This window comes from Roseateles sp. T103 (assembly GCF_057219915.1).
In genome coordinates this window covers 314,959-332,628 of sequence record NZ_JBXVVS010000004.1, presented here as the reverse complement: position 1 = coordinate 332,628, position 17,670 = coordinate 314,959, and the positions used below count along the sequence as shown (strand labels likewise).

17 protein-coding genes are annotated in these 17,670 nt (G+C 67.0%); 11 read left to right on the top strand and 6 right to left on the bottom strand.

From position 1 onward, the window contains the following. Window positions 1-37: 37 nt before the first annotated feature. The 8 genes from AC2EBS_RS14030 (at window position 38) to AC2EBS_RS13995 (ending at window position 9,297) form a co-directional block, all read left to right on the top strand. Entirely contained in the window at window positions 38-4,546 is a 4,509-nt protein-coding gene (locus AC2EBS_RS14030) for a pilus assembly protein (protein WP_484729037.1), read from the top strand. A gap of 30 nt (window positions 4,547-4,576) precedes the next feature. Further along, complete coding sequence (locus AC2EBS_RS14025) at window positions 4,577-5,233, top strand: energy transducer TonB (RefSeq protein ID WP_484729036.1); 657 nt, start codon at window positions 4,577-4,579, stop codon at window positions 5,231-5,233. Window positions 5,234-5,314: 81 nt separating this feature from the next. Beyond that, window positions 5,315-6,172: an ABC transporter ATP-binding protein gene (locus tag AC2EBS_RS14020; protein WP_484729035.1), complete on the top strand. Its 858-nt coding sequence runs from the start codon at window positions 5,315-5,317 to the stop codon at window positions 6,170-6,172. Next, window positions 6,169-6,948 (top strand): lipid asymmetry maintenance ABC transporter permease subunit MlaE, encoded by a 780-nt coding sequence (mlaE, locus tag AC2EBS_RS14015; protein WP_484729034.1) that lies wholly within the window; start codon window positions 6,169-6,171, stop codon window positions 6,946-6,948. The genes AC2EBS_RS14020 and mlaE overlap by 4 nt, the downstream gene beginning before the upstream one ends. 14 nt (window positions 6,949-6,962) lie before the next feature. After that, window positions 6,963-7,442: an outer membrane lipid asymmetry maintenance protein MlaD gene (gene mlaD / locus AC2EBS_RS14010; RefSeq protein ID WP_484729033.1), complete on the top strand. Its 480-nt coding sequence runs from the start codon at window positions 6,963-6,965 to the stop codon at window positions 7,440-7,442. An 8-nt stretch (window positions 7,443-7,450) separates the two neighbouring features. Beyond that, entirely contained in the window at window positions 7,451-8,224 is a 774-nt protein-coding gene (locus tag AC2EBS_RS14005; RefSeq protein ID WP_484729032.1) for an MlaA family lipoprotein, read from the top strand. A gap of 89 nt (window positions 8,225-8,313) precedes the next feature. After that, entirely contained in the window at window positions 8,314-8,967 is a 654-nt protein-coding gene (locus AC2EBS_RS14000) for an MlaC/ttg2D family ABC transporter substrate-binding protein (RefSeq protein WP_484729031.1), read from the top strand. Between the two features lie 24 nt (window positions 8,968-8,991). Continuing rightward, window positions 8,992-9,297: an STAS domain-containing protein gene (locus AC2EBS_RS13995; protein ID WP_484729030.1), complete on the top strand. Its 306-nt coding sequence runs from the start codon at window positions 8,992-8,994 to the stop codon at window positions 9,295-9,297. Between the two features lie 6 nt (window positions 9,298-9,303). Here the strand turns inward: AC2EBS_RS13995 and AC2EBS_RS13990 are convergent, their stop codons facing one another. Beyond that, the gene (locus AC2EBS_RS13990; protein ID WP_484729147.1) at window positions 9,304-10,164 is read right to left on the bottom strand and encodes a MurR/RpiR family transcriptional regulator; all 861 of its coding nucleotides are present in this window, start codon (window positions 10,162-10,164) and stop codon (window positions 9,304-9,306) included. 55 nt (window positions 10,165-10,219) lie between these two features. Then, complete coding sequence (zwf, locus tag AC2EBS_RS13985) at window positions 10,220-11,668, bottom strand: glucose-6-phosphate dehydrogenase (protein ID WP_484729029.1); 1,449 nt, start codon at window positions 11,666-11,668, stop codon at window positions 10,220-10,222. Window positions 11,669-11,833: 165 nt separating this feature from the next. Here zwf and tal point away from each other — a divergent pair, with 165 nt between their 5' ends. Genes tal through AC2EBS_RS13970 form a run of 3 tightly spaced genes read left to right on the top strand, consistent with a single transcriptional unit; the run spans window position 11,834 to window position 15,048 of the window. Further along, on the top strand, window positions 11,834-12,784 hold the full coding sequence (gene tal / locus AC2EBS_RS13980) for a transaldolase (RefSeq protein ID WP_484729028.1): 951 nt from the start codon (window positions 11,834-11,836) through the stop codon (window positions 12,782-12,784). A 6-nt stretch (window positions 12,785-12,790) separates the two neighbouring features. Next, complete coding sequence (pgi, locus tag AC2EBS_RS13975; protein WP_484729027.1) at window positions 12,791-14,434, top strand: glucose-6-phosphate isomerase; 1,644 nt, start codon at window positions 12,791-12,793, stop codon at window positions 14,432-14,434. After that, the gene (locus tag AC2EBS_RS13970; protein ID WP_484729026.1) at window positions 14,431-15,048 is read left to right on the top strand and encodes an HAD family hydrolase; all 618 of its coding nucleotides are present in this window, start codon (window positions 14,431-14,433) and stop codon (window positions 15,046-15,048) included. Before pgi ends, AC2EBS_RS13970 begins: the two co-directional genes overlap by 4 nt. On the opposite strand, the gene AC2EBS_RS13965 is transcribed toward AC2EBS_RS13970, so the two are convergent. The 4 genes from AC2EBS_RS13965 to AC2EBS_RS13950 form a co-directional block, all read right to left on the bottom strand. Continuing rightward, window positions 15,037-15,261 carry a DNA gyrase inhibitor YacG gene (locus AC2EBS_RS13965; RefSeq protein WP_484729025.1) on the bottom strand — a complete coding sequence of 75 codons (225 nt, stop codon included), beginning with the start codon at window positions 15,259-15,261 and terminating at the stop codon, window positions 15,037-15,039. The two genes, AC2EBS_RS13970 and AC2EBS_RS13965, sit on opposite strands and share 12 nt — an antisense overlap. Next, window positions 15,258-16,013 carry a cell division protein ZapD gene (zapD, locus tag AC2EBS_RS13960; RefSeq protein WP_484729024.1) on the bottom strand — a complete coding sequence of 252 codons (756 nt, stop codon included), beginning with the start codon at window positions 16,011-16,013 and terminating at the stop codon, window positions 15,258-15,260. Before zapD ends, AC2EBS_RS13965 begins: the two co-directional genes overlap by 4 nt. Window positions 16,014-16,111: 98 nt before the next feature. Further along, the gene (gene coaE / locus AC2EBS_RS13955) at window positions 16,112-16,738 is read right to left on the bottom strand and encodes a dephospho-CoA kinase (protein ID WP_484729023.1); all 627 of its coding nucleotides are present in this window, start codon (window positions 16,736-16,738) and stop codon (window positions 16,112-16,114) included. Then, a complete protein-coding gene (locus AC2EBS_RS13950) occupies window positions 16,735-17,664 on the bottom strand; it encodes a prepilin peptidase (RefSeq protein ID WP_484729022.1) in 930 nt (309 codons plus the stop codon). The genes coaE and AC2EBS_RS13950 overlap by 4 nt, the downstream gene beginning before the upstream one ends. Window positions 17,665-17,670: the final 6 nt, after the last annotated feature.

Sequence of the window (17,670 nt, the reverse complement as noted above, 5' to 3'; positions counted from 1 at the left end):
CGCGCATCGCGCAGTCACCGTTCAGCGAGGTTCAACCATGAACGCAAAGATCCACCGCATCACCGGGCTGCTCAGCGTCATGCTGGCGTCCTTCCTGTCGCTCGGGGCCTCAGCGCAGCAAACCGAGATCGCGTCCTCACCGCTGTATACGACGCAAGTCACCAAGGTCAAGCCCAACGTGCTGTTCGTGCTCGACGATTCGGGCTCGATGGCCTGGGACTTCATGCCCGACGATGCCGAGTTCAGCGACAGCGGCCGCAACTACAGCTACGGTCGCCGGTCCATCCAGTGCAATGGGCTGGCCTTCAATCCGGACGAGAACGACGGCAAGTACACGCCCCCGGTGGACGCCAGCGGTGCTTCGGTCGGCAATGCCAGCATGGCCTTCCTGTCTGGAACCTCGACCTCGTCCGGAAGCCCGAACTACCTGTCGAGCGGGTCGGTGACGCGTACAGCGAACATCACGGCGGTGAGTAGCCCCAGTTCGCTCAGCGTCGTCAGCAGTGGCTCGGTCGCTGTCACCATGTCCAGCGGCTTCAATGACTACCACAGCGGCATGGTGGTGAGCCTGTTCGGCGGCAGCAGTGGCAGCTACAGCAGCACCCGCTACATGATCGGCAAGGTCTCGAATTGGAATGCGAGCACCCGGGTGCTGACGATCGACATTGCGATGTCTGTCGGCTCGGGCACGCTGAGCAGCCCGTACAACGTGGGCGTCGGCTCGCCTATCGACAATGTCTACTACACCTACACGGGCGACAAGACCGTCACTCCCCCGCGCAGCTTCGACTACAGCAGCGGTACGCTGAACAGGGAAGCCGACTTCTTCAAGGAATGCAATAGCGCGCTGGGTTCCGATCCGGGCAAGTCGAAGTTCACCGCCACCATCGTGACGCCGGGCTCGGCGGACGCGCAGCGCTACGCGAACTGGTTCTACTACTACAGCACCCGCATGCGGATGATGAAGACCAGCCTGACGCATGCATTCAGCGGCATCGGCGACAAGTTCCGCGTCGGCTTCAGCACCATCAACGAGAACACCGGCGGCATCCTCGACGTCAAGGACTTCGACAGCACGCAAAAGACCACCTTCTACTCACGGGTCAATGGCGCCAGTGCCGATAACAGCACGCCGCTGCGTCGGGCGCTCTCGAAGGCGGGTTCCTACTACGCCAAGAAGGTCAGCGGTCAGACCTATGACCCGGTGCAGTACTCCTGCCAGAAGAACTTCACCATTCTTTCGACGGACGGCTACTGGAACAGTTCGGCCGGCTACAAGCTCGACGGCACCGCTGTCGGCCAGCAGGACGGGGGCGCGACGGCGCGGCCGATGTACGACGGAGGTTCACAGAAATCGACCACCGTCAGAACCTGGACCACCACCGACACCGGCACGCGGACGGCGGTGACGCAGCGCACGACCGTGAGCTCGACCACCTCGCGCGCGGTGCAGACGACCTCGACGCCGCGCACGGCGACGAGCTACCGCAAGCTGTTCACCGCCAATATCAGCAGCGTCAGCCGCTGCGGAGGCGGCACCTTTGGCCCCTGCACGATCACGGTCAATACCGGCATCAATCATGGCTATGCGACCGGGGACCGCATCACGGTGGACGCCTCGATCAATGCCTACGACGGCACCTTCCCGATCACGGTGATCGATGCCAACACCTTCACCTATGTCTTGCCCAGCCGGCCGAGCAGCCCGAGCGGCATTTCCGGCACGGTGCGCCCGGAGAACAACAGCTGTGCGACGGCGGGTCAGGGTCAGCTGATCACGACGCAGCAGACCTATACCGCCACCAGCACGCAGAACACCGACACCACGGTGACGACGACGACCCCCGGCACGTCGACCACGGTCTACAACCTGACTCGCACGACGCCAAAGACTCGCACCATTGTCTATGTCGACGGTGTCCTGCAGTCGGACAACACCGCGACGGGCACGGCGACGGTCACGGTCGGCTCGGTCGTCAGCGGCCCCACGGTGGTCAACGGAACGCCCAACCCCCAAACGACCACAACCGTCTCGACATCCACCGTCAACAGCGCGCGGGTGACGAGCCCGGGGTTCCCGACCTATGGCTCCTGCGGTACGGGCGCTGTGCCTGCCGATACCGATGTGGCCGGTACCAGCACGGTCACGAACAGCGGTCCGACACAGATCGGCACCACCGGGCCGACCACCACGAATGGGGCAACCACAAACACCGATAGCTACGCCAGCACTACGGACGGCACGCCTACCGAGACGACCACAGTGACCAACACCGGCGGCAGCGAGGACTCGCTGGCTGATGTGGCCATGTACTACTACCAGACCGATCTGCGCGATCCGAGCCTGTCCAACTGCACCGGCTCGCTGGGCAACGATGTCTGCGAGAACAACGTCAAGACCACCGAGAAGGACACGGCGAAGTGGCAGCACATGACCACCTTCACGCTCAGCCTCGGGATGAGCGGCATGTTGAAGTACACGCAGGACTACGAGACCAATCCGCTCAGCGACTATGCCGGCCTGAAGTCGGGGTCGAAGAACTGGCCGGTGCCAGCTTCCGGAGCCGGTCCGCAGAACATCGATGACCTCTGGCATGCCGCAGTGAATGGCCGCGGGCTCTTCTTCAGCGCCACTGATCCGGCCTCGCTGGCTGCCAGCCTGACGGCGGCACTGACCACGATCGACGGCATGGGCGGATCCTCTTCGGCCGCGGCGACCAGCACGCTGCAGCCGGTGGAGGGGGACAACGGCGTCTATATCGCGCAGTTCAAGTCCGAGGAGTGGACCGGCGATCTGCGTGCCTATTCGATGAATGTCGATACCGGCAGTGTCGCCACCTCGACCTTGAACAGCAAAGGCGAGGCTGTCGACACTGCAAGCTGGTCGGCCAGCGAAATGTTGACCACCTCGACGGTGCGCAAGATCTTCTATGCCTCGTCCGGCGGTGGCGCCACAGGTGGGCTCAAGCCCTTCACCTATGCCAATCTGTCGGCGGACGGACTGAACGGCTATTTCGACAACAGCTGCACCAAGGCGCCGATGCTGTCTCAATGCGCCGGTGCAAGTGCGGCGACCTTGGCCAGCCTCAACTCCGGGGCGAACATGGTCGACTTCCTGCGGGGCCAGCCTCAGAGCCAGTACCGGACACGGCAGCGCATCCTCGGCGACATCGTCAACTCCTCTCCGGTCTACGTGGGCAAGCCGGCCTTCAACTACAGCGATACCGGCTACGCAGCATTCAAGGCCAGCAAGGCCAACCGGGGCAAGACCCTGTATGTCGGCGCCAATGACGGCATGCTGCACGCGTTCAACGCCGACGACGGCACCGAACGCTGGGCCTATGTGCCGCAGCTGGTGATGAACAAGCTCTACCGGCTTGGCGACGCGTCTTACGCGACCAAGCACATCTACACCGTCGATGCGACGCCGGTGGTGGGTGACGTCTTCGACGGGACGAACTGGCGGACCATCCTGGTCAGTGGTCTGAACGCGGGCGGCAGCGGCTACTTCGCGCTGGACGTCACCGATCCTGAAAATCCACAAGGCCTCTGGGAGTTCAGCAATGCCAACCTGGGCCTGAGCTACGGCAATCCGGTGATCACCAAGCGCAAGGACGGCACCTGGGTGGTGGCCTTCACATCGGGCTACAACAATGCCGATGGGCAGGGGCATCTGTTCGTCGTCGATGCCATCAGCGGCACCCTGCTCAAGGACATCAGCACCGGTGTGGGTTCGGCTGGCAGTCCCAGCGGCCTGGGCAAGCTCAATGCCTGGCTCGATGTGGACAGCGACAACACGGCTCTGCGCTTCTATGCCGGTGACCTGAAGGGCAATATCTGGCGCTTCGACATCGATGGCATCACCGAGCCCAAGAACAGTGCCTTCAAGGTGGCGCAACTGATCAAGGACGGTGTCGAGCAGCCGATCACGACACGGCTGGAACTGGCCGAAGTCGAGGCCAATGGCGGCAAGCACGTCGTCGTTTATGCCGGCACCGGGCGCTACCTGGGGGCGGGCGATGTCTCGAACACGGCGGTGCAGAGCATCTATGCGATCAAGGATGCCCTGAGCACGACCAGCCTAGGCAATGTGCGCAGCGGCGGAACCCTGGTCCCGCAGACGGTGGTAGAGAGCGGCGGCCTGCGCAAGATCGATCCTCCTGCGCCGGTGAACTGGGCCACGCAGAACGGCTGGTATGTCGATCTGATTTCGCAGCGTGAGCGCGTCAATGTCGACATGCAGCTGGCGTTCAACAAACTCACCGTCGCGGGCAACATTCCCGGCGATGGCGCGACCGATTGCACGCCGGCCGGACGCGGCACGGCCTGGATCTACCAGCTCGATGTCGTCACCGGGGGCCTGAAGACCAGCACGGAACTGGGCTCGATGGTGGCGGGTCTGAGCACGGTCCAGCTGAAGGACGGCACTGGCGTGACCATCGTCACCAAGACCGATGCCACGCAGCCGGTGCCGGTGACCGTGCCGCCGAGCGCCCAAGGCATCGGCAAGGCTCGCCGCAGCTCCTGGCGCGAACTGCTGGACTGAGAGGGTGAACGGATTGACGCATCCGTCGTCGTGACTGCGCGCGCTGCCTTGCTCGCCTGTGTCGGCACCTCGGTGCTGGCGCATGCGGCCCTGGTTGGCTACCTCGCCTGGCCCGGTGGCGGCGAGGGCGCGGCGCGGCGTCAGCCGCAAGGGCATGCGGCCGCAATGCAGGTGCGTGTGGCGATGCCGTTGCCAGCTGCCAACGCCGCTGCCGGGAGCGGCGCTCTGGTGGAGGTCGTAGCTGCCTCTTTCGACGTCGGACCGGGCCAGCGGTCGAAGTCCGAGATGCCGGTGCAGCCTCAGCCTCCGGCACCGACGACAGTGTCCCTGCCTGTCTCGGGCAGCCCGTGGTTCGATGAAGAGGCCTACCTTCCCCGCCCCAAGCTCACCGTGCCGCCGGTTGCGCAGCAGCCTGTGCTGCTGTCCTGGCCTGACGAGGATGCGCCGCCGGCGGGGCAGTATGTTGGCGTGCTGAGTCTGTTCATCGATGAGTTCGGTGTGGTGCAGCGCGTGCGTGTCGAGGGCGACGACATGCCGGCGGTGCTGCGTGAGAGGGCGCGCGCGGCCTTCGTCGGGCTGCGCTTCTCGCCCGGCCAGGTGCAGGGTCAGGAGGTGAAGTCGCGTATCCGTGTCGAGGTCCGCTTCGATGCCGACCCCCGCATGGTCCGCGGCGCGGCGGGCTCTTGAGCGTCGCCCGACCTGATCTCGGTGTTTCCCCTATGATGGCGCCTTCGTTTTCTGCGCAGACCGCCCCGTCCGTCAGGGCCCATGGCCGCTCTACCGTCTTCCTCTCCGACCGCCCCCCCCGAGTCCTCCGCGCTGATCGAGCTGCGTGAGCTCAGCTGCGGCTATGGCGACCGCGTCATCCTTCAGGATGTCAACCTGCGTCTGGAGCGGGGCAAGATCCTCGCGCTGATCGGCACCTCCGGTGGCGGCAAGACCACGGTGCTGCGCCTGCTGGGCCGGCAGATCCGGCCGTTCAAGGGGCAGGTGCTCTTCGATGGTCAGGATCTGGCCACGCTGGACAACCGGCAGCTCTACGCGGTGCGCCGTCGCATGGGCATGCTCTTCCAGTTCGGCGCGCTGTTCACCGATCTGTCGGTGTTCGAGAACGTGGCCTTTCCGCTGCGCGAGCACACCGACCTGCCGGAGGCGATGATCCGCGATCTGGTGCTGATGAAGCTCAACGCCGTGGGTCTGCGTGGTGCCCGCGATCTGATGCCCAACGAGGTGTCCGGCGGCATGGCGCGCCGCGTGGCGCTGGCCCGTGCGATTGCGCTGGACCCCGATCTGGTGCTGTACGACGAGCCCTTCGCGGGCCTGGATCCGATCTCGCTGGGCGTGGCGGCGCGGCTGATCCGCGACCTCAACGATGCGCTGGGCCTGACCAGCATCGTCGTCTCGCACGATCTGCATGAGACCTTCGCCATCGCGGACCAAGTGGCGATGATTGCCAATGGCCGGGTGGTCGCCCAGGGCACGCCGGACGAGCTGCGCCACAGCGAGGATCCGCTCGTGCAGCAGTTCGTCGGCGCGCAGGCCGACGGACCGGTGCGCTTCCATCAGCCGGCGCTGCCGGTGGCGCGCGACTTCGGTCTGGACCTCGCGGCTGGGGGGGGCGCATGAAGCTCGTTCCACAACGCATTGGCCGCGGTCTGCGCCTGCAATTGGCCGAGATCGGCTGGAGTGCGCGGCTGCTGCTGCAGATCCTGCTGCGCACGCCGCAGGCGCTGCTGCGCTTCGCGCTGGTGCGCGAGCAGATCTATTTCCTCGGCAACCACTCGCTGTCCATCATCAGCGTCTCGGGTCTGTTCGTCGGCTTCGTGCTGGCGCTGCAGGGCTACTACACGCTGCAGCGCTATGGCTCCAGCGAGGCGGTGGGCCTGCTGGTCGCGCTGAGTCTGGTGCGCGAGCTCGGGCCGGTGGTGGCGGCACTGCTCTTTGCCGGCCGGGCGGGCACCTCGCTGACGGCGGAGATCGGCCTGATGAAGGCCGGTGAGCAGCTCACCGCGATGGAGATGATGGCGGTGGATCCGCTCACCCGCGTGCTGGCGCCGCGCTTCTGGGGCGGCGTGATCGCGATGCCGCTGCTCGCGGCCGTGTTTTCGGCGGTGGGCATCCTGGGCGGCTGGCTGGTCGCCGTGGTGATGATCGGCATCGACGAAGGCGCCTTCTGGTCGCAAATGCAGGCCGGCGTCGAGGTCTGGGCCGATGTGGGCAATGGCGTGATCAAGAGCTTGGTGTTCGGCGTGACGGTGACCTTCGTCGCGCTGCTGCAGGGCTATGCCTGCAAGCCCACGCCCGAGGGCGTGTCGCAGGCGACCACGCGGACCGTGGTCACGGCCTCGCTGGCGGTGCTGGCGCTGGACTTCGTGCTGACCGCAATGATGTTTTCGATCTGACAGGGAGAGCAAGAGTGCAAAGCTCGCGCCATGACACTTTGGTAGGTCTGTTCGTGCTGCTCGGCTGCGCGGCGCTGCTGTTTCTCGCCTTGAAGGCTGGCAATCTGCTGAGCATGAGCTTCGACGAGACCTATCAGCTGGTGGCCAAGTTCGACAATATCGGCGGCTTGAAGGCGCGTGCGCCGGTGAAGAGCGCTGGTGTGGTGATCGGCCGTGTCGAGTCGATCAGCTTCGACGACAAGACCTTCCAGGCCAAGGTCGTCATCAATCTTCACAAAGGCCTTGCATTCCCGAAAGACAGCTCGGCGAAGATCCTCACCGCCGGCCTGCTCGGTGAGCAGTACATCGGCCTGGAGCCCGGCGCCGAGGAGAAGAATCTGGAGGCCGGCGACGTCATCAAGCAGACGCAGTCGGCCGTGGTGCTGGAGAACTTGATCGGCCAGTTCCTCTACAACAAGGCAGCCGACAGCGGGACGCCGGCGGAGGCGAAGTAATGATGTGCATGAGCGGATGCGATCTGGAAGCGGGCTGGCGTCGCCTGATGCTGCGCCTGGGTGCTGCCGCCCTGCTGCTGGCGCTGGGTGGCTGCGCCAGCCTGGCCGGGCCGGGCCCGTCCGGCCACAAGCGCGATCCGTGGGAGAACTGGAACCGCAAGGTCTTCGCCTTCAACGAGGCGGTGGACGAGGCGCTGCTCAAGCCGGTGGCCACGGCCTACAGCGAACTGGTGCCGCGGCCGGTGCGTCTAGGCGTGGACAACTTCTTCGGCAACATCGGCGATGCTTGGTCCTCGGTCAATCTGTTCCTGCAGGGGCGGTTGAAGAGCGGTCTGAACCAGACCCTGCGCTTCGCCGTCAACTCGACCATGGGCTTCGGCGGCGTGATCGATATCGCCGGCGAGGCGGGCCTTGAGCGCAACAGTGAGGACATGGGTCGCACCTTCGGCCGCTGGGGCACGGGCACGGGCGCCTACATCGTCTGGCCGATCTTCGGACCTTCGTCGATGCGCGACACGCTGGCCATGCCCTTCGACATGCTGGCCAGCCCTTCGGCCCTGGTGAGCGATGGCGGGGCGCGGGTCGGCATCGCGAGCCTGCGCGTGATCAACGCGCGAGCCAATCTGCTGAGCGCCGGCCGCATGCTCGACGACATCGCTCTGGACAAATACACCTTTGTGCGCGACGCCTATCTTGCGCGGCGCAATGTGGTCGAGGACGAATCCGACGACGATTACGAGCCCATCGTGCCCGAGAAGGGCACTCCCCAGGCAGGGCCGTGAACCGAACGCCCGCCTGCTGCGTTATGGATGTCGGCTGGGCATCGCGGGCCGTGCTCGGCAATGAACGAAGCGATAGAAAGGACTATTCCATGTGGTTTGATGTTTCCAGGCGTGCACTGCTGCGTGGCCTGCTGGCGCTGGGCATTGGCGCTGCACCGCTGCCTGCCGCTCTGGCTGCCGATGCCAGCGCGCCTGATACGCTGATCCGACAGCTGTCGATCGAGACCATCGAGACGATCAAGTCGGACAAAGCCATCCAGGCTGGCGATCTGCAGAAGATCATCACCCTGGTCGACACCCGGCTGATGCCCCATGTGAACTTCCAGCGCATGACGGCATCGGCGGTGGGGCGCTTCTGGCGCCAGGCCAGCCCGGAGCAGCAACAGCGCCTGCAGGCCGAGTTCAAGACCCTGCTGGTGCGCACCTATGCCGGCGCGCTGGCCCAGGTGCGGGACCAGACCGTCGCGCTCAAGCCGCTGCGTGCGTCGCCCGAGGACACCGAGGTGGTCGTGCGCACCGAGGTGCGCGGCAAGGGCGACCCGATCCAGCTCGACTACCGGCTGGAGAAGTCCGGCAATGTCTGGCGCATCTACGATCTGAACGTGCTGGGCATCTGGCTGGCCGATCAGTACCGCAACAGCTTTGCCCAGGAGATCGGCGCCAAGGGCATTGACGGGCTGATCCAGACCCTGGCGGAGCGCAACGCCCGCGTCGCGTCCAGCAACGGCGGCGGCAAGTCCTGAGCGGGCTTCGCAGAGGACCTCCCCATGCTCAAGCTGCCCGAATCGGTACGCCTGCACGAGGCGCGCGCGTTGTGGAACACCCTGGAGGGCAGCCTGCGCGCCGAGGCCGCTCAGATCGGTGACGCGGCCGGCCGGCAGGTGCGGCTCGACGCGTCGGCGCTGCAGCGCTTCGACTCGGCCATGCTGGCGCTGCTGTTGGCCGCGGCGCGGCTCTGCAGCCGGCAGGGCCTGAGCTTGCAGGTGGACAACGCGCCGCCCACGCTGCGCGAGCTGGCGCGGGTCTACGGCGTCGAGGAACTGCTCTGGCCGGCACAGGCCGCCGGAGCCTGAGCGCCGTCAGTCCACGTAGCGCTTGTTGCGCAGCGTGCGCTTGATCTCCTGCAGCATGGGCCTGAGCTTGGGGCCCAGCGCCAGCGCCACGCCGGTGGCCAGCACGTCCAGCGTGACCAGGTGCAGCAGCCGCGAGACCATGGGGCTGTAGCGGTCGAAGTCCTCGGGGTGATCGACCGGCAGGAAGATCTGCCCGGGCTGCTGGGCCAGCGCCGCCAGCGGCGAGCCACTGGCCGCCAGCACGAGTGTCGTCGCGCCCTTCTTGCGCGCGAGTTCCGCCACATCGACCAGGTCGCGGCTGCGCCCCGAATTGCTGATGATGACCGCACAGTCGCCCGGGCCCAGCATCGTGGCGCTCATCAGCTGCACATGGCCGTCGCTGGCCGCGGCGGTATTGATGCCGAGGCGGAAGAACTTGTGCTGCGCATCCTGCGCGACGATGCCCGAGTTGCCGACGCCGTAGAACTCGATGCGTCTTCCATTGCGGCCGGCGTCGGCCAGTGCGGCGATGGCGCGCTCGATGGCATGTGTGGCCGCCTCGTTGCGGTAGTGCAGCAGCGCGGCGACGGTGTTGTCGATCACCTTGACGACCAGGTCGCCGGGCTTGTCGTCCTCGTCGACGGCGCGGTGCACGAAGGGCACGCCCTCGTTGACGCTGCCGGCCAGCTTGAGCTTGAAGTCGGCCAGCCCGTCGTAGCCGACGCTGCGGCAGAAGCGCACCACCGTCGGCTTGGAGACATGCGAGCGGTCGGCGAGTTCGCTGACCGGCAGCTGTGCAAACGCCCGCGGGTCGGCGAGCAGCAGCTTGGCCACACGCTGCTCTGCCGGCGGCAGGGCAGGCAGGGCGGCCTTGACACGATCTAGCATGCTCATCGCTGCCCCTCGTCCGAATCCTTGAGACGGCCCATTGCCGCGCGGCTGCTCATTGCTCCTCCGCCCAGGCGAAGCCATCGCGCGCCACCAGCGCGCTGGCGGCGGGCGGTCCCCAGCTGCCGGCGGCGTAAGGACGCGGACCGGTACCGTCATGCTTCCAGGCCTCCAGGATGGGCTCGACCCACCGCCAGGCCTGCTCCTGCTCGTCGCTGCGCACGAAGAGGTTGAGCTTGCCGGCGATGGCATCGAGCAGCAGGCGCTCGTAGGCGCCGACGCGCTGGCTGGCCGAGAAGGCCTTGTCGAAGTCCAGGTCCAGTGACACCGGCGCCAGTGCCTCGCTGTGCGCGCCGCCCTTGGCGGCGAGCAGGTGCAGCTCCAGACCATCCTCCGGCTGCAGTTTGATCACCAGCTTGTTGGGCTGGCTGGTGCCCGGGAAGATCGGGTGCGGCACGGGGCGGAAGTTGACGACGATCTGCGCATCGCGCGCGGCCAGGCGCTTGCCGGTGCGCAGGTAGAAGGGCACGCCGGCCCAGCGCCAGTTCTGCACCTCGGTGCGCAGCGCGACGAAGGTCTCCGTCTGGCTGCCTGCTGGCACCTTGCCCTCGTCCAGATAGCCGGGCACGGCCGTGCCGCCGACGCTGCCGGCACGGTACTGGCCGCGCACCACGTCGCGAGCGACGCTGTCGGCGGTGAAGGGCTTCAGCGAGCGCAGCACCTTGAGCTTCTCGTCGCGGATGGCGTCGGCATCGGCGGTGGAGGGCGGCTCCATCGCGATCATCGTGAGCAGCTGCAGCGCATGGTTCTGCACCATGTCGCGCAGCGCGCCGGTGGCGTCGTAGAAAGGTCCGCGCGTGCCCACGCCCAGCGATTCGGCCAGCGTGATCTGGATGTTGGCGATGCTCTCGCGTCGCCACAGCGGCTCGAACAGCGCATTGCCGAAGCGCAGCGCCATCAGGTTCTGCACCGAGGGCTTGCCCAGGTAGTGGTCGATGCGGAAGGCCTGGCTCTCGGCGAACACAGAGCGCACCACGCGGTTGATCTGCTGCGCGCTGGCGAGGTCGTGGCCCAGCGGCTTCTCCAGCACCACGCGCACGCGCGGCTCGTTGAGGCCGGCGGCGCCGAGCTGCTCGCAGATCTGCGTGAACAGATGGGGGCTGGTGGCCAGGTAGAGCAGCACGGTATCGGCCTGGCGCTCGCCCAGCCACTCCTTGAGACGCTGGTAGTGCTCGGGCTGCGAGAGGTCCATGCGCCGGTAGTGCAGCAGCGTGGCGAAGCGTGCGAACTCCTCGTCGCTGGGACGCTTGGAGCCTTCGACTTCGCGGAAGCGCTCGTGCAGCCAGTCGCGGTAGCGCTCGTCGCTCATCTCGTCGCGAGCGACGGCGAGGATGCGGCCGCCCGCCGGCAGCTTGCCGTGGCGGAAAGCCTGGAACAGCGCAGGCATCAGCTTGCGCCAGGTGAGATCTCCGGTGCCGCCGAAGAAGACGAGATCGAATGACATGCGGTCGTGAAGCCTCGCGCCCCCAGCAGGGGTCGCAGTTTGAGCTCTTGATGTAACAAAGTTTCTGGAATTATCATGCAGGAGTTTCTTCAGGCGGTCAATCCGGCGCTCAGGCGACGCGGTTCTAATCAGGCCTGAACCTCCCCCGCTACCCGAAGCACTCCGATGAACCAGCTCGAACAACTGAAGGCCTACACCACCGTCGTTGCCGATACCGGCAACTTCCTGCAACTCGCGCAGTTCGCGCCGCGCGACGCGACGACCAATCCCTCGCTGATCCTCAAGGCCGTGCAGTCGCCGGATTACGCGCCGCTGCTGCAGCAGACGGTGGCCGCGCATCGTGCCGAGCCGCTCGACGAGATCGTCGACCGTGTGCTGGTGCGTTTCGGGCTGGAGATCCTCAAGGTGGTGCCGGGCCGTGTGTCCACCGAGGTCGATGCGCGGCTGAGCTTCGACAAGGCCGCGACGATCGCGCGCGCCAAGCGCCTGATTGCGCTCTACGAGGCGGCTGGCATTGCGCGCGAGCGCGTGCTGATCAAGATCGCCGCCACCTGGGAGGGCATCCAGGCCGCAGGTGAGCTGGAGCGGGAAGGCATCCGCTGCAATCTCACGCTGCTGTTCTCCTTCTGCCAGGCGGTCGCCTGCGGCGAGGCCGGTGTGCAACTGATCTCGCCCTTCGTCGGCCGCATCTACGACTGGTACAAGAAGGCCGCCGGTGCGGCCTGGGACGAGGCGGCGAGCGCCGGCCTCAACGATCCCGGCGTGAAGTCGGTGACGCAGATCTTCAATCACTTCAAGAAGCATGGCGTGAAGACCGAGGTGATGGGCGCGAGCTTCCGCAATGTCGGTCAGATCCAGGCGCTGGCCGGCTGCGATCTGCTCACCATCAGCCCCGAGCTGCTGGCGCAGCTGCAGGCCAGCGAGGCGCCGCTGTCGCGGGTGCTGGACGCCGATGCCGCGCGTGCGATGGACCTGCCGGCGCTCAGCTACGACGAGGCGGGCTTCCGCTGGGCGCTGAACCAGGACGCCATGGCCACCGAGAAGCTGGCCGAGGGCATTCGCGCCTTCGCGGTCGACGCGGGCAAGCTCGACCAGATGATCCTCGCCGCCCGCTGACGCGCCATGGATGCACAGCGCTGCGATCGCACGGCGACCTGGCCGGCACTGCAGGCCCACTATGAGGCCGCAGGTCGCAACTTCGACCTGCGCTCCGCCTTCGCCAGCGATGGGCAGCGTTTCGCTGCGCTGTCGCTGCAGGCGCCCGAGGTGTTCGTCGACCTGTCCAAGAACCTGCTCGATGCGCCGACGCTGGGGTTGCTGCTGCAGCTGGCGCGCGACTGCGCGATCGAGTCGCAGCGCGATGCGATGTTCGCGGGCGAGCCGATCAACCGCAGCGAGGGCCGGGCGGTGCTGCACACCGCACTGCGCGCGCCGGCCGGCGAGGCGCCGTTCAGCGAAGAGGTGCAAGCCTCGCTGGCGCGCATGCTGGACTTCGCCGAGCAGGTGCGCGATGCGGCAAGCAGCGGCATCCGCGACATCGTGCACATCGGCATCGGCGGCAGCGACCTAGGCCCAGCCATGGTGGTGGCTGCGCTGCAGAGCGCGGGCGACCGCTGGTGCCAAGCTGGGCAGCAGCTGCATTTCGTCTCCAACGTCGACGGGCATGACCTCGCCCCGCTGCTCGCGCGGCTGGAGCCGGAGCGCACGCTGTTCGTCATCGCCTCCAAGACCTTCACCACGCAGGAGACGCTGGCCAACGCGACCACCGCGCGCGACTGGTACCTACAGCGTGGCGGGCAGGATGTGGCTGGGCATTTCGTCGCGACCACCAGCAATGCGCAGGCGGCGGCAGCCTTCGGCATTGCCACCACCTTCGGCTTCTGGGACTGGGTGGGGGGACGCTACTCGCTGTGGTCGGTGATCGGCCTGCCGATTGCGATCGCGATCGGCGCCGAGAACTTCCGTGCCCTGCTCGCCGGCGCGCATGCGATGGACGCGCACTTCCGCAGCGCACCGCTCGCGGGCAATGCGCCGGTGCTGCTGGGGCTGCTGGACGTCTGGTACCGCAACTTCCATGGCTTCAGCAGCCGCTGCATCGCGCCCTACCACCAGGGCCTGCGGCGTCTGCCGGCCTATCTCCAGCAGCTCGAGATGGAGAGCAACGGCAAGCATGCGGACCGCGAGGGTCAGGTCTTGCCGTTCGGCAGCAGCCCGGTGGTCTGGGGCGAGCCGGGCACCAACGGCCAGCATGCCTTCTTTCAGATGCTGCACCAGGGCACGGACGTGGTGCCGGTGGAATTCATCGCCGTGCGCCGGCCGCTGCACGGCAGCCATGTGGCGGGCGAACTGGCGGAGCGGCTGCAGGACCAGCATCGCAAACTGCTGGCCAACTGCCTGGCGCAGTCGCAGGCGTTGATGGTCGGCAAGACGGTGGAGCAGGCCTTGCAGGAGCAGCGGGCCGGCACCTCGGGAACCATGTCCCCGCTGGCGCTGGCCCGGCAGCGCAGCTTCCCTGGCAACCGCCCCAGCACGACGCTGCTGCTGGATCAGCTGACGCCGCGCTCGCTGGGCGCGCTGATTGCGCTGTACGAGCACCGGGTCTTCGTCAGCGGCGCGCTGTGGGGCATCAACAGCTTCGACCAATGGGGCGTGGAGCTGGGCAAGAGCCTGTGCCAGGCGCTGCTGCCCCGCCTGGACAGCGGCGACACTGCAGGGCTGGACGCGTCGACGGCCGGCCTGCTCGAACAGATCAGACAGCACGGATGAATATCGTCTTCGACTTCGGCGGCGTGGTGTTCCGCTGGCACCCGCCCAGCTTTCTGGCGCGCGTCTGGCCGCATCGCGTCCCCGATCTGCAGCGCGGCAAGGTCGTGGCGGCCGAGTTCTTCCAGAACTACAGCGGCGACTGGGGCGCTTTCGACCAGGGCCTGGCCGGCGCCGAGGAGACCATCGCCCGCATCAGCGCGCGCACTGGCTGGCCTCGCGAGGAGGTGGCGCAGGTGCTGCATGCGGTGCCCGACGAGTTGCAGCCGGTCCCCGGCACGGTGGCGCTGATCGAGGCGCTGCAGGCCGCCGGCCACCGGCTCTTCTACCTGTCTAACATGCCCGAGCCCTATGCGGACTATCTGGAGCAGCACTACCCGCTGGCGCGGTGGTTCGAGGCGGGGGTGTTTTCCGGCCGCGTGAAGCACTCCAAGCCGAGGCCGGAAGTGTTCCGGCTGGCCATCGAGTGCTTCGGTGTCGAGCCGGCGAGCTGCCTGTTCCTCGACGACCATCCCGCGAACATCGAGGCCGCGCTTGGCTTGGGCTGGCAGGCCGAGCTCTTCACGACGCCGGAGGCCGCGGCGGAGGCGCTGCGGCGGCGCGGTCTACTGGGCTAGCTCGGGATCGTCGCTGGGCGGCGTGGCCTCGACGCGGAAGCTCTCGCTGGCCCAAGCGCCCAGGTCGATCTGTCGGCAGCGCTCGCTGCAGAAGGGGCGCCAGGGATTGCTGGGGGCATAGACGCTGTCGCCGCCGCAGGTCGGGCAGCGCACCGTGCGTGTGGCTGTCTGAACCGGCGCCGCAGCGCCTGCCGGCTTGGGCGGCACGCTCATGTGCACAGGGTCAGCTCGAAGCTGGCGTCCTGTGGCGCGAGCTTGAGCCGGCCTTCCTCGTCCTGACGCATCAGGCGGATCGAGACCATCAGCCGGTGGCCGCTGATCTCCGGAATCAGCCCCAGGCTGGGGTCGATGCGCAGGCGCAGCAGCTGGTAGGTGCGCCCCTGCGGCAGGCTCTGCTGGTATTGGCCGTTCTGCGCGACGACCTTGTGCGGCGAGCCGGAGTCGCGCAGCAGGCCGAGCAGCACGCCCAGCGCCTCGCCCATCGGCGTGAGCGTCTGCGTCCACTGCATCAGATCGTTGCGCCGGCGTGCCGGCAGGAACTGCTGCCAGGCATAGTAGGCGGGCAGGTCGAACTCGCAGGTGCCGCCGGGGATGCTGATGCGGCTGCGTATGCTCATCAGCCAGTCGTTGGCGGCGAGCGCCTGGCCAGCCTTGCCGCTGACCTGATTCAGCCCGGCATAGGCGCGATCGATGCGCTGGATCACCTCGTCAAGCACGGCCTCGGAGATGGCCGGATTGCCGCGATAGCTGTTGAGCTGGGCCTTGTGGCGCTCCAACTCCTTCAGCAGGTCCGACTTCAGGTCGGCGCGCGAGGCGACGTCCATGATCTCGAACAGTGTGACGAGGGCGAAATGGTGATCCAGCGGCGTTTCACGCGGGATCAGCTGCCCCAAACGATCGAACAGGTGTTCCAGCCGGAGCATCGTGCGAATGCTCTCGTTGAACGGGTATTCGTAGAGGACCAAGGCGGCCTTTCCTCGTCGGTGAGCTTGGGTGTGGGCGCTGTCTCGCGCCCTGCCGCGATTGTTCCACAGCCTGTGGCCTGCCAGCCTGGGCCTTGCCCTCAGTTCGCGCGATTTCGCCAGTGGGTTGCGAGGGCCAGGACTTGCTCATGCAGCAGTTCGACACTGCAGTCCTCGTTGTAGAGCACGGCGTCGGCTGCGGCACGACGCTGCGCGCGCGAGGCCTGCTGGGCCAGCACCGCCTCCACCGCGCCGCGTGACCAGCCGGAGCGTCGCATCACGCGAGTGATCTGCGTGTCTTCCTCGCAGTCCACCACGAGCACGCGATGCACACGCTGCCGCCAGCGGCCGGATTCGACGAGCAGGGGTACGTCGAAGACGATCATGTCGCTGCCAGCCGCGACGGCGGCAGCGGCGCGTCGCTCGGTCTCGGCAGAGATCATCGGGTGCAGGATGGCTTCGAGACGGTGGCGCGCGTCGGGGTCGGCGAACACCAGTGCGCGCATATGCGTGCGGTCCAGTGCGCCATCGGCCGCGATCGCGCCGTCGCCGAAGGCAGCAGCGATCGCGGGCAGCGCGGCGCCGCCAGTCGCGGTCAGCTCACGCGAGATCGCATCGGCATCGATGATGGTCGCACCGACCTGCTGCAGGCCGGCTGCGACCGTGCTCTTGCCGCTGCCGATGCCGCCGGTCAGCCCGACGAGCAGCGGCGGCCGCGGAGAGCTCATGCCCAGCCCAGCCAGCCGAGCACGCGCTCGGTGCCGGCGAACATCACCACCAGGCCGCCGCCGGCGAGGAAGGGTCCGAAGGGCACGTAGCGGCCTTCACGCAGGCTGGCGGAGAGCTTCATCGCGATGCCCACCACGGCGCCCAACACCGAGGCGCCGAGCACGATGGGCAGCACCATCTGCCATCCGAGCCAGGCGCCCAGCGCCGCGAGCAGCTTGAAGTCGCCATAGCCCATGCCTTCCTTGCCGGTGGTCAGCTTGAACAGCCAGTACACCGACCACAGCGACAGGTAGCCCACCAGGGCACCCATGAGCGCCTGGTTCAAGGGAATGGTCCAGCCCAGCAGCGCGGCCAGCAGGCCGGCCCAGAGCAGGGGCTGGTTGATCGAGTCCGGCAACAAGGTGGTGTCCCAGTCGATCAGCGCCAGCGTCAGCAGCGCGGCAGCGAAGCCGCACCACAGCAGCGCCGCCGGCACGGCGCCGAAGCGCCAGCCGATTGCCGCGAACAGCAGGCCGGTGCTCAGCTCTACCAGCGGGTAGCGTGCGGAAATGCGCGTCTTGCACGACGAGCAGCGCCCGCCCAGACGCAGCCAGCCCAGCAGCGGCAGGTTCTCGTGCCAGGCGATCTGGTGACCGCACTGCGGGCAGCGCGAGCGCGGCCTGGCGATGCCCAGGCGGGGCTGCTGTTCAAGATGCTTGGCCAGGTCCCCGGCCATGATGGACAGCTTCTCCGCCTGTGCCTTGGGCATTGATGCGCTGCGCTGCAGTGCATCGATGTCAGCCAGTTGCATCGATGCATCGGCCATCCACTGCCGCTCCATGATGCGCGGCAGGCGGTGGACCAGCACGTTGAGGAAACTGCCGATGCACAGGCCCAGCAAGCCCAGTCCCCAAGGGGTGAGCAACCAATCGAAGTCGAGCGTCATGTTCTT

Excerpts from the sequence above, each read along its gene's own strand:
- AC2EBS_RS14030 (WP_484729037.1), top strand. The coding sequence starts at position 38 with ATGAACGCAAAGATCCACCGCATCACCGGGCTGCTCAGCGTCATGCTG.
- AC2EBS_RS14020 (WP_484729035.1), top strand. The coding sequence starts at position 5,315 with ATGGCCGCTCTACCGTCTTCCTCTCCGACCGCCCCCCCCGAGTCCTCC.
- mlaE (WP_484729034.1), top strand. The coding sequence starts at position 6,169 with ATGAAGCTCGTTCCACAACGCATTGGCCGCGGTCTGCGCCTGCAATTG.
- AC2EBS_RS14005 (WP_484729032.1), top strand. The coding sequence starts at position 7,451 with ATGAGCGGATGCGATCTGGAAGCGGGCTGGCGTCGCCTGATGCTGCGC.
- AC2EBS_RS14000 (WP_484729031.1), top strand. The coding sequence starts at position 8,314 with ATGTGGTTTGATGTTTCCAGGCGTGCACTGCTGCGTGGCCTGCTGGCG.
- AC2EBS_RS13995 (WP_484729030.1), top strand. The coding sequence starts at position 8,992 with ATGCTCAAGCTGCCCGAATCGGTACGCCTGCACGAGGCGCGCGCGTTG.
- AC2EBS_RS13990 (WP_484729147.1), bottom strand. The coding sequence starts at position 10,164 with ATGCTAGATCGTGTCAAGGCCGCCCTGCCTGCCCTGCCGCCGGCAGAG.
- zwf (WP_484729029.1), bottom strand. The coding sequence starts at position 11,668 with ATGTCATTCGATCTCGTCTTCTTCGGCGGCACCGGAGATCTCACCTGG.
- tal (WP_484729028.1), top strand. The coding sequence starts at position 11,834 with ATGAACCAGCTCGAACAACTGAAGGCCTACACCACCGTCGTTGCCGAT.
- pgi (WP_484729027.1), top strand. The coding sequence starts at position 12,791 with ATGGATGCACAGCGCTGCGATCGCACGGCGACCTGGCCGGCACTGCAG.
- AC2EBS_RS13970 (WP_484729026.1), top strand. The coding sequence starts at position 14,431 with ATGAATATCGTCTTCGACTTCGGCGGCGTGGTGTTCCGCTGGCACCCG.
- AC2EBS_RS13965 (WP_484729025.1), bottom strand. The coding sequence starts at position 15,261 with ATGAGCGTGCCGCCCAAGCCGGCAGGCGCTGCGGCGCCGGTTCAGACA.
- coaE (WP_484729023.1), bottom strand. The coding sequence starts at position 16,738 with ATGAGCTCTCCGCGGCCGCCGCTGCTCGTCGGGCTGACCGGCGGCATC.
- AC2EBS_RS13950 (WP_484729022.1), bottom strand. The coding sequence starts at position 17,664 with ATGACGCTCGACTTCGATTGGTTGCTCACCCCTTGGGGACTGGGCTTG.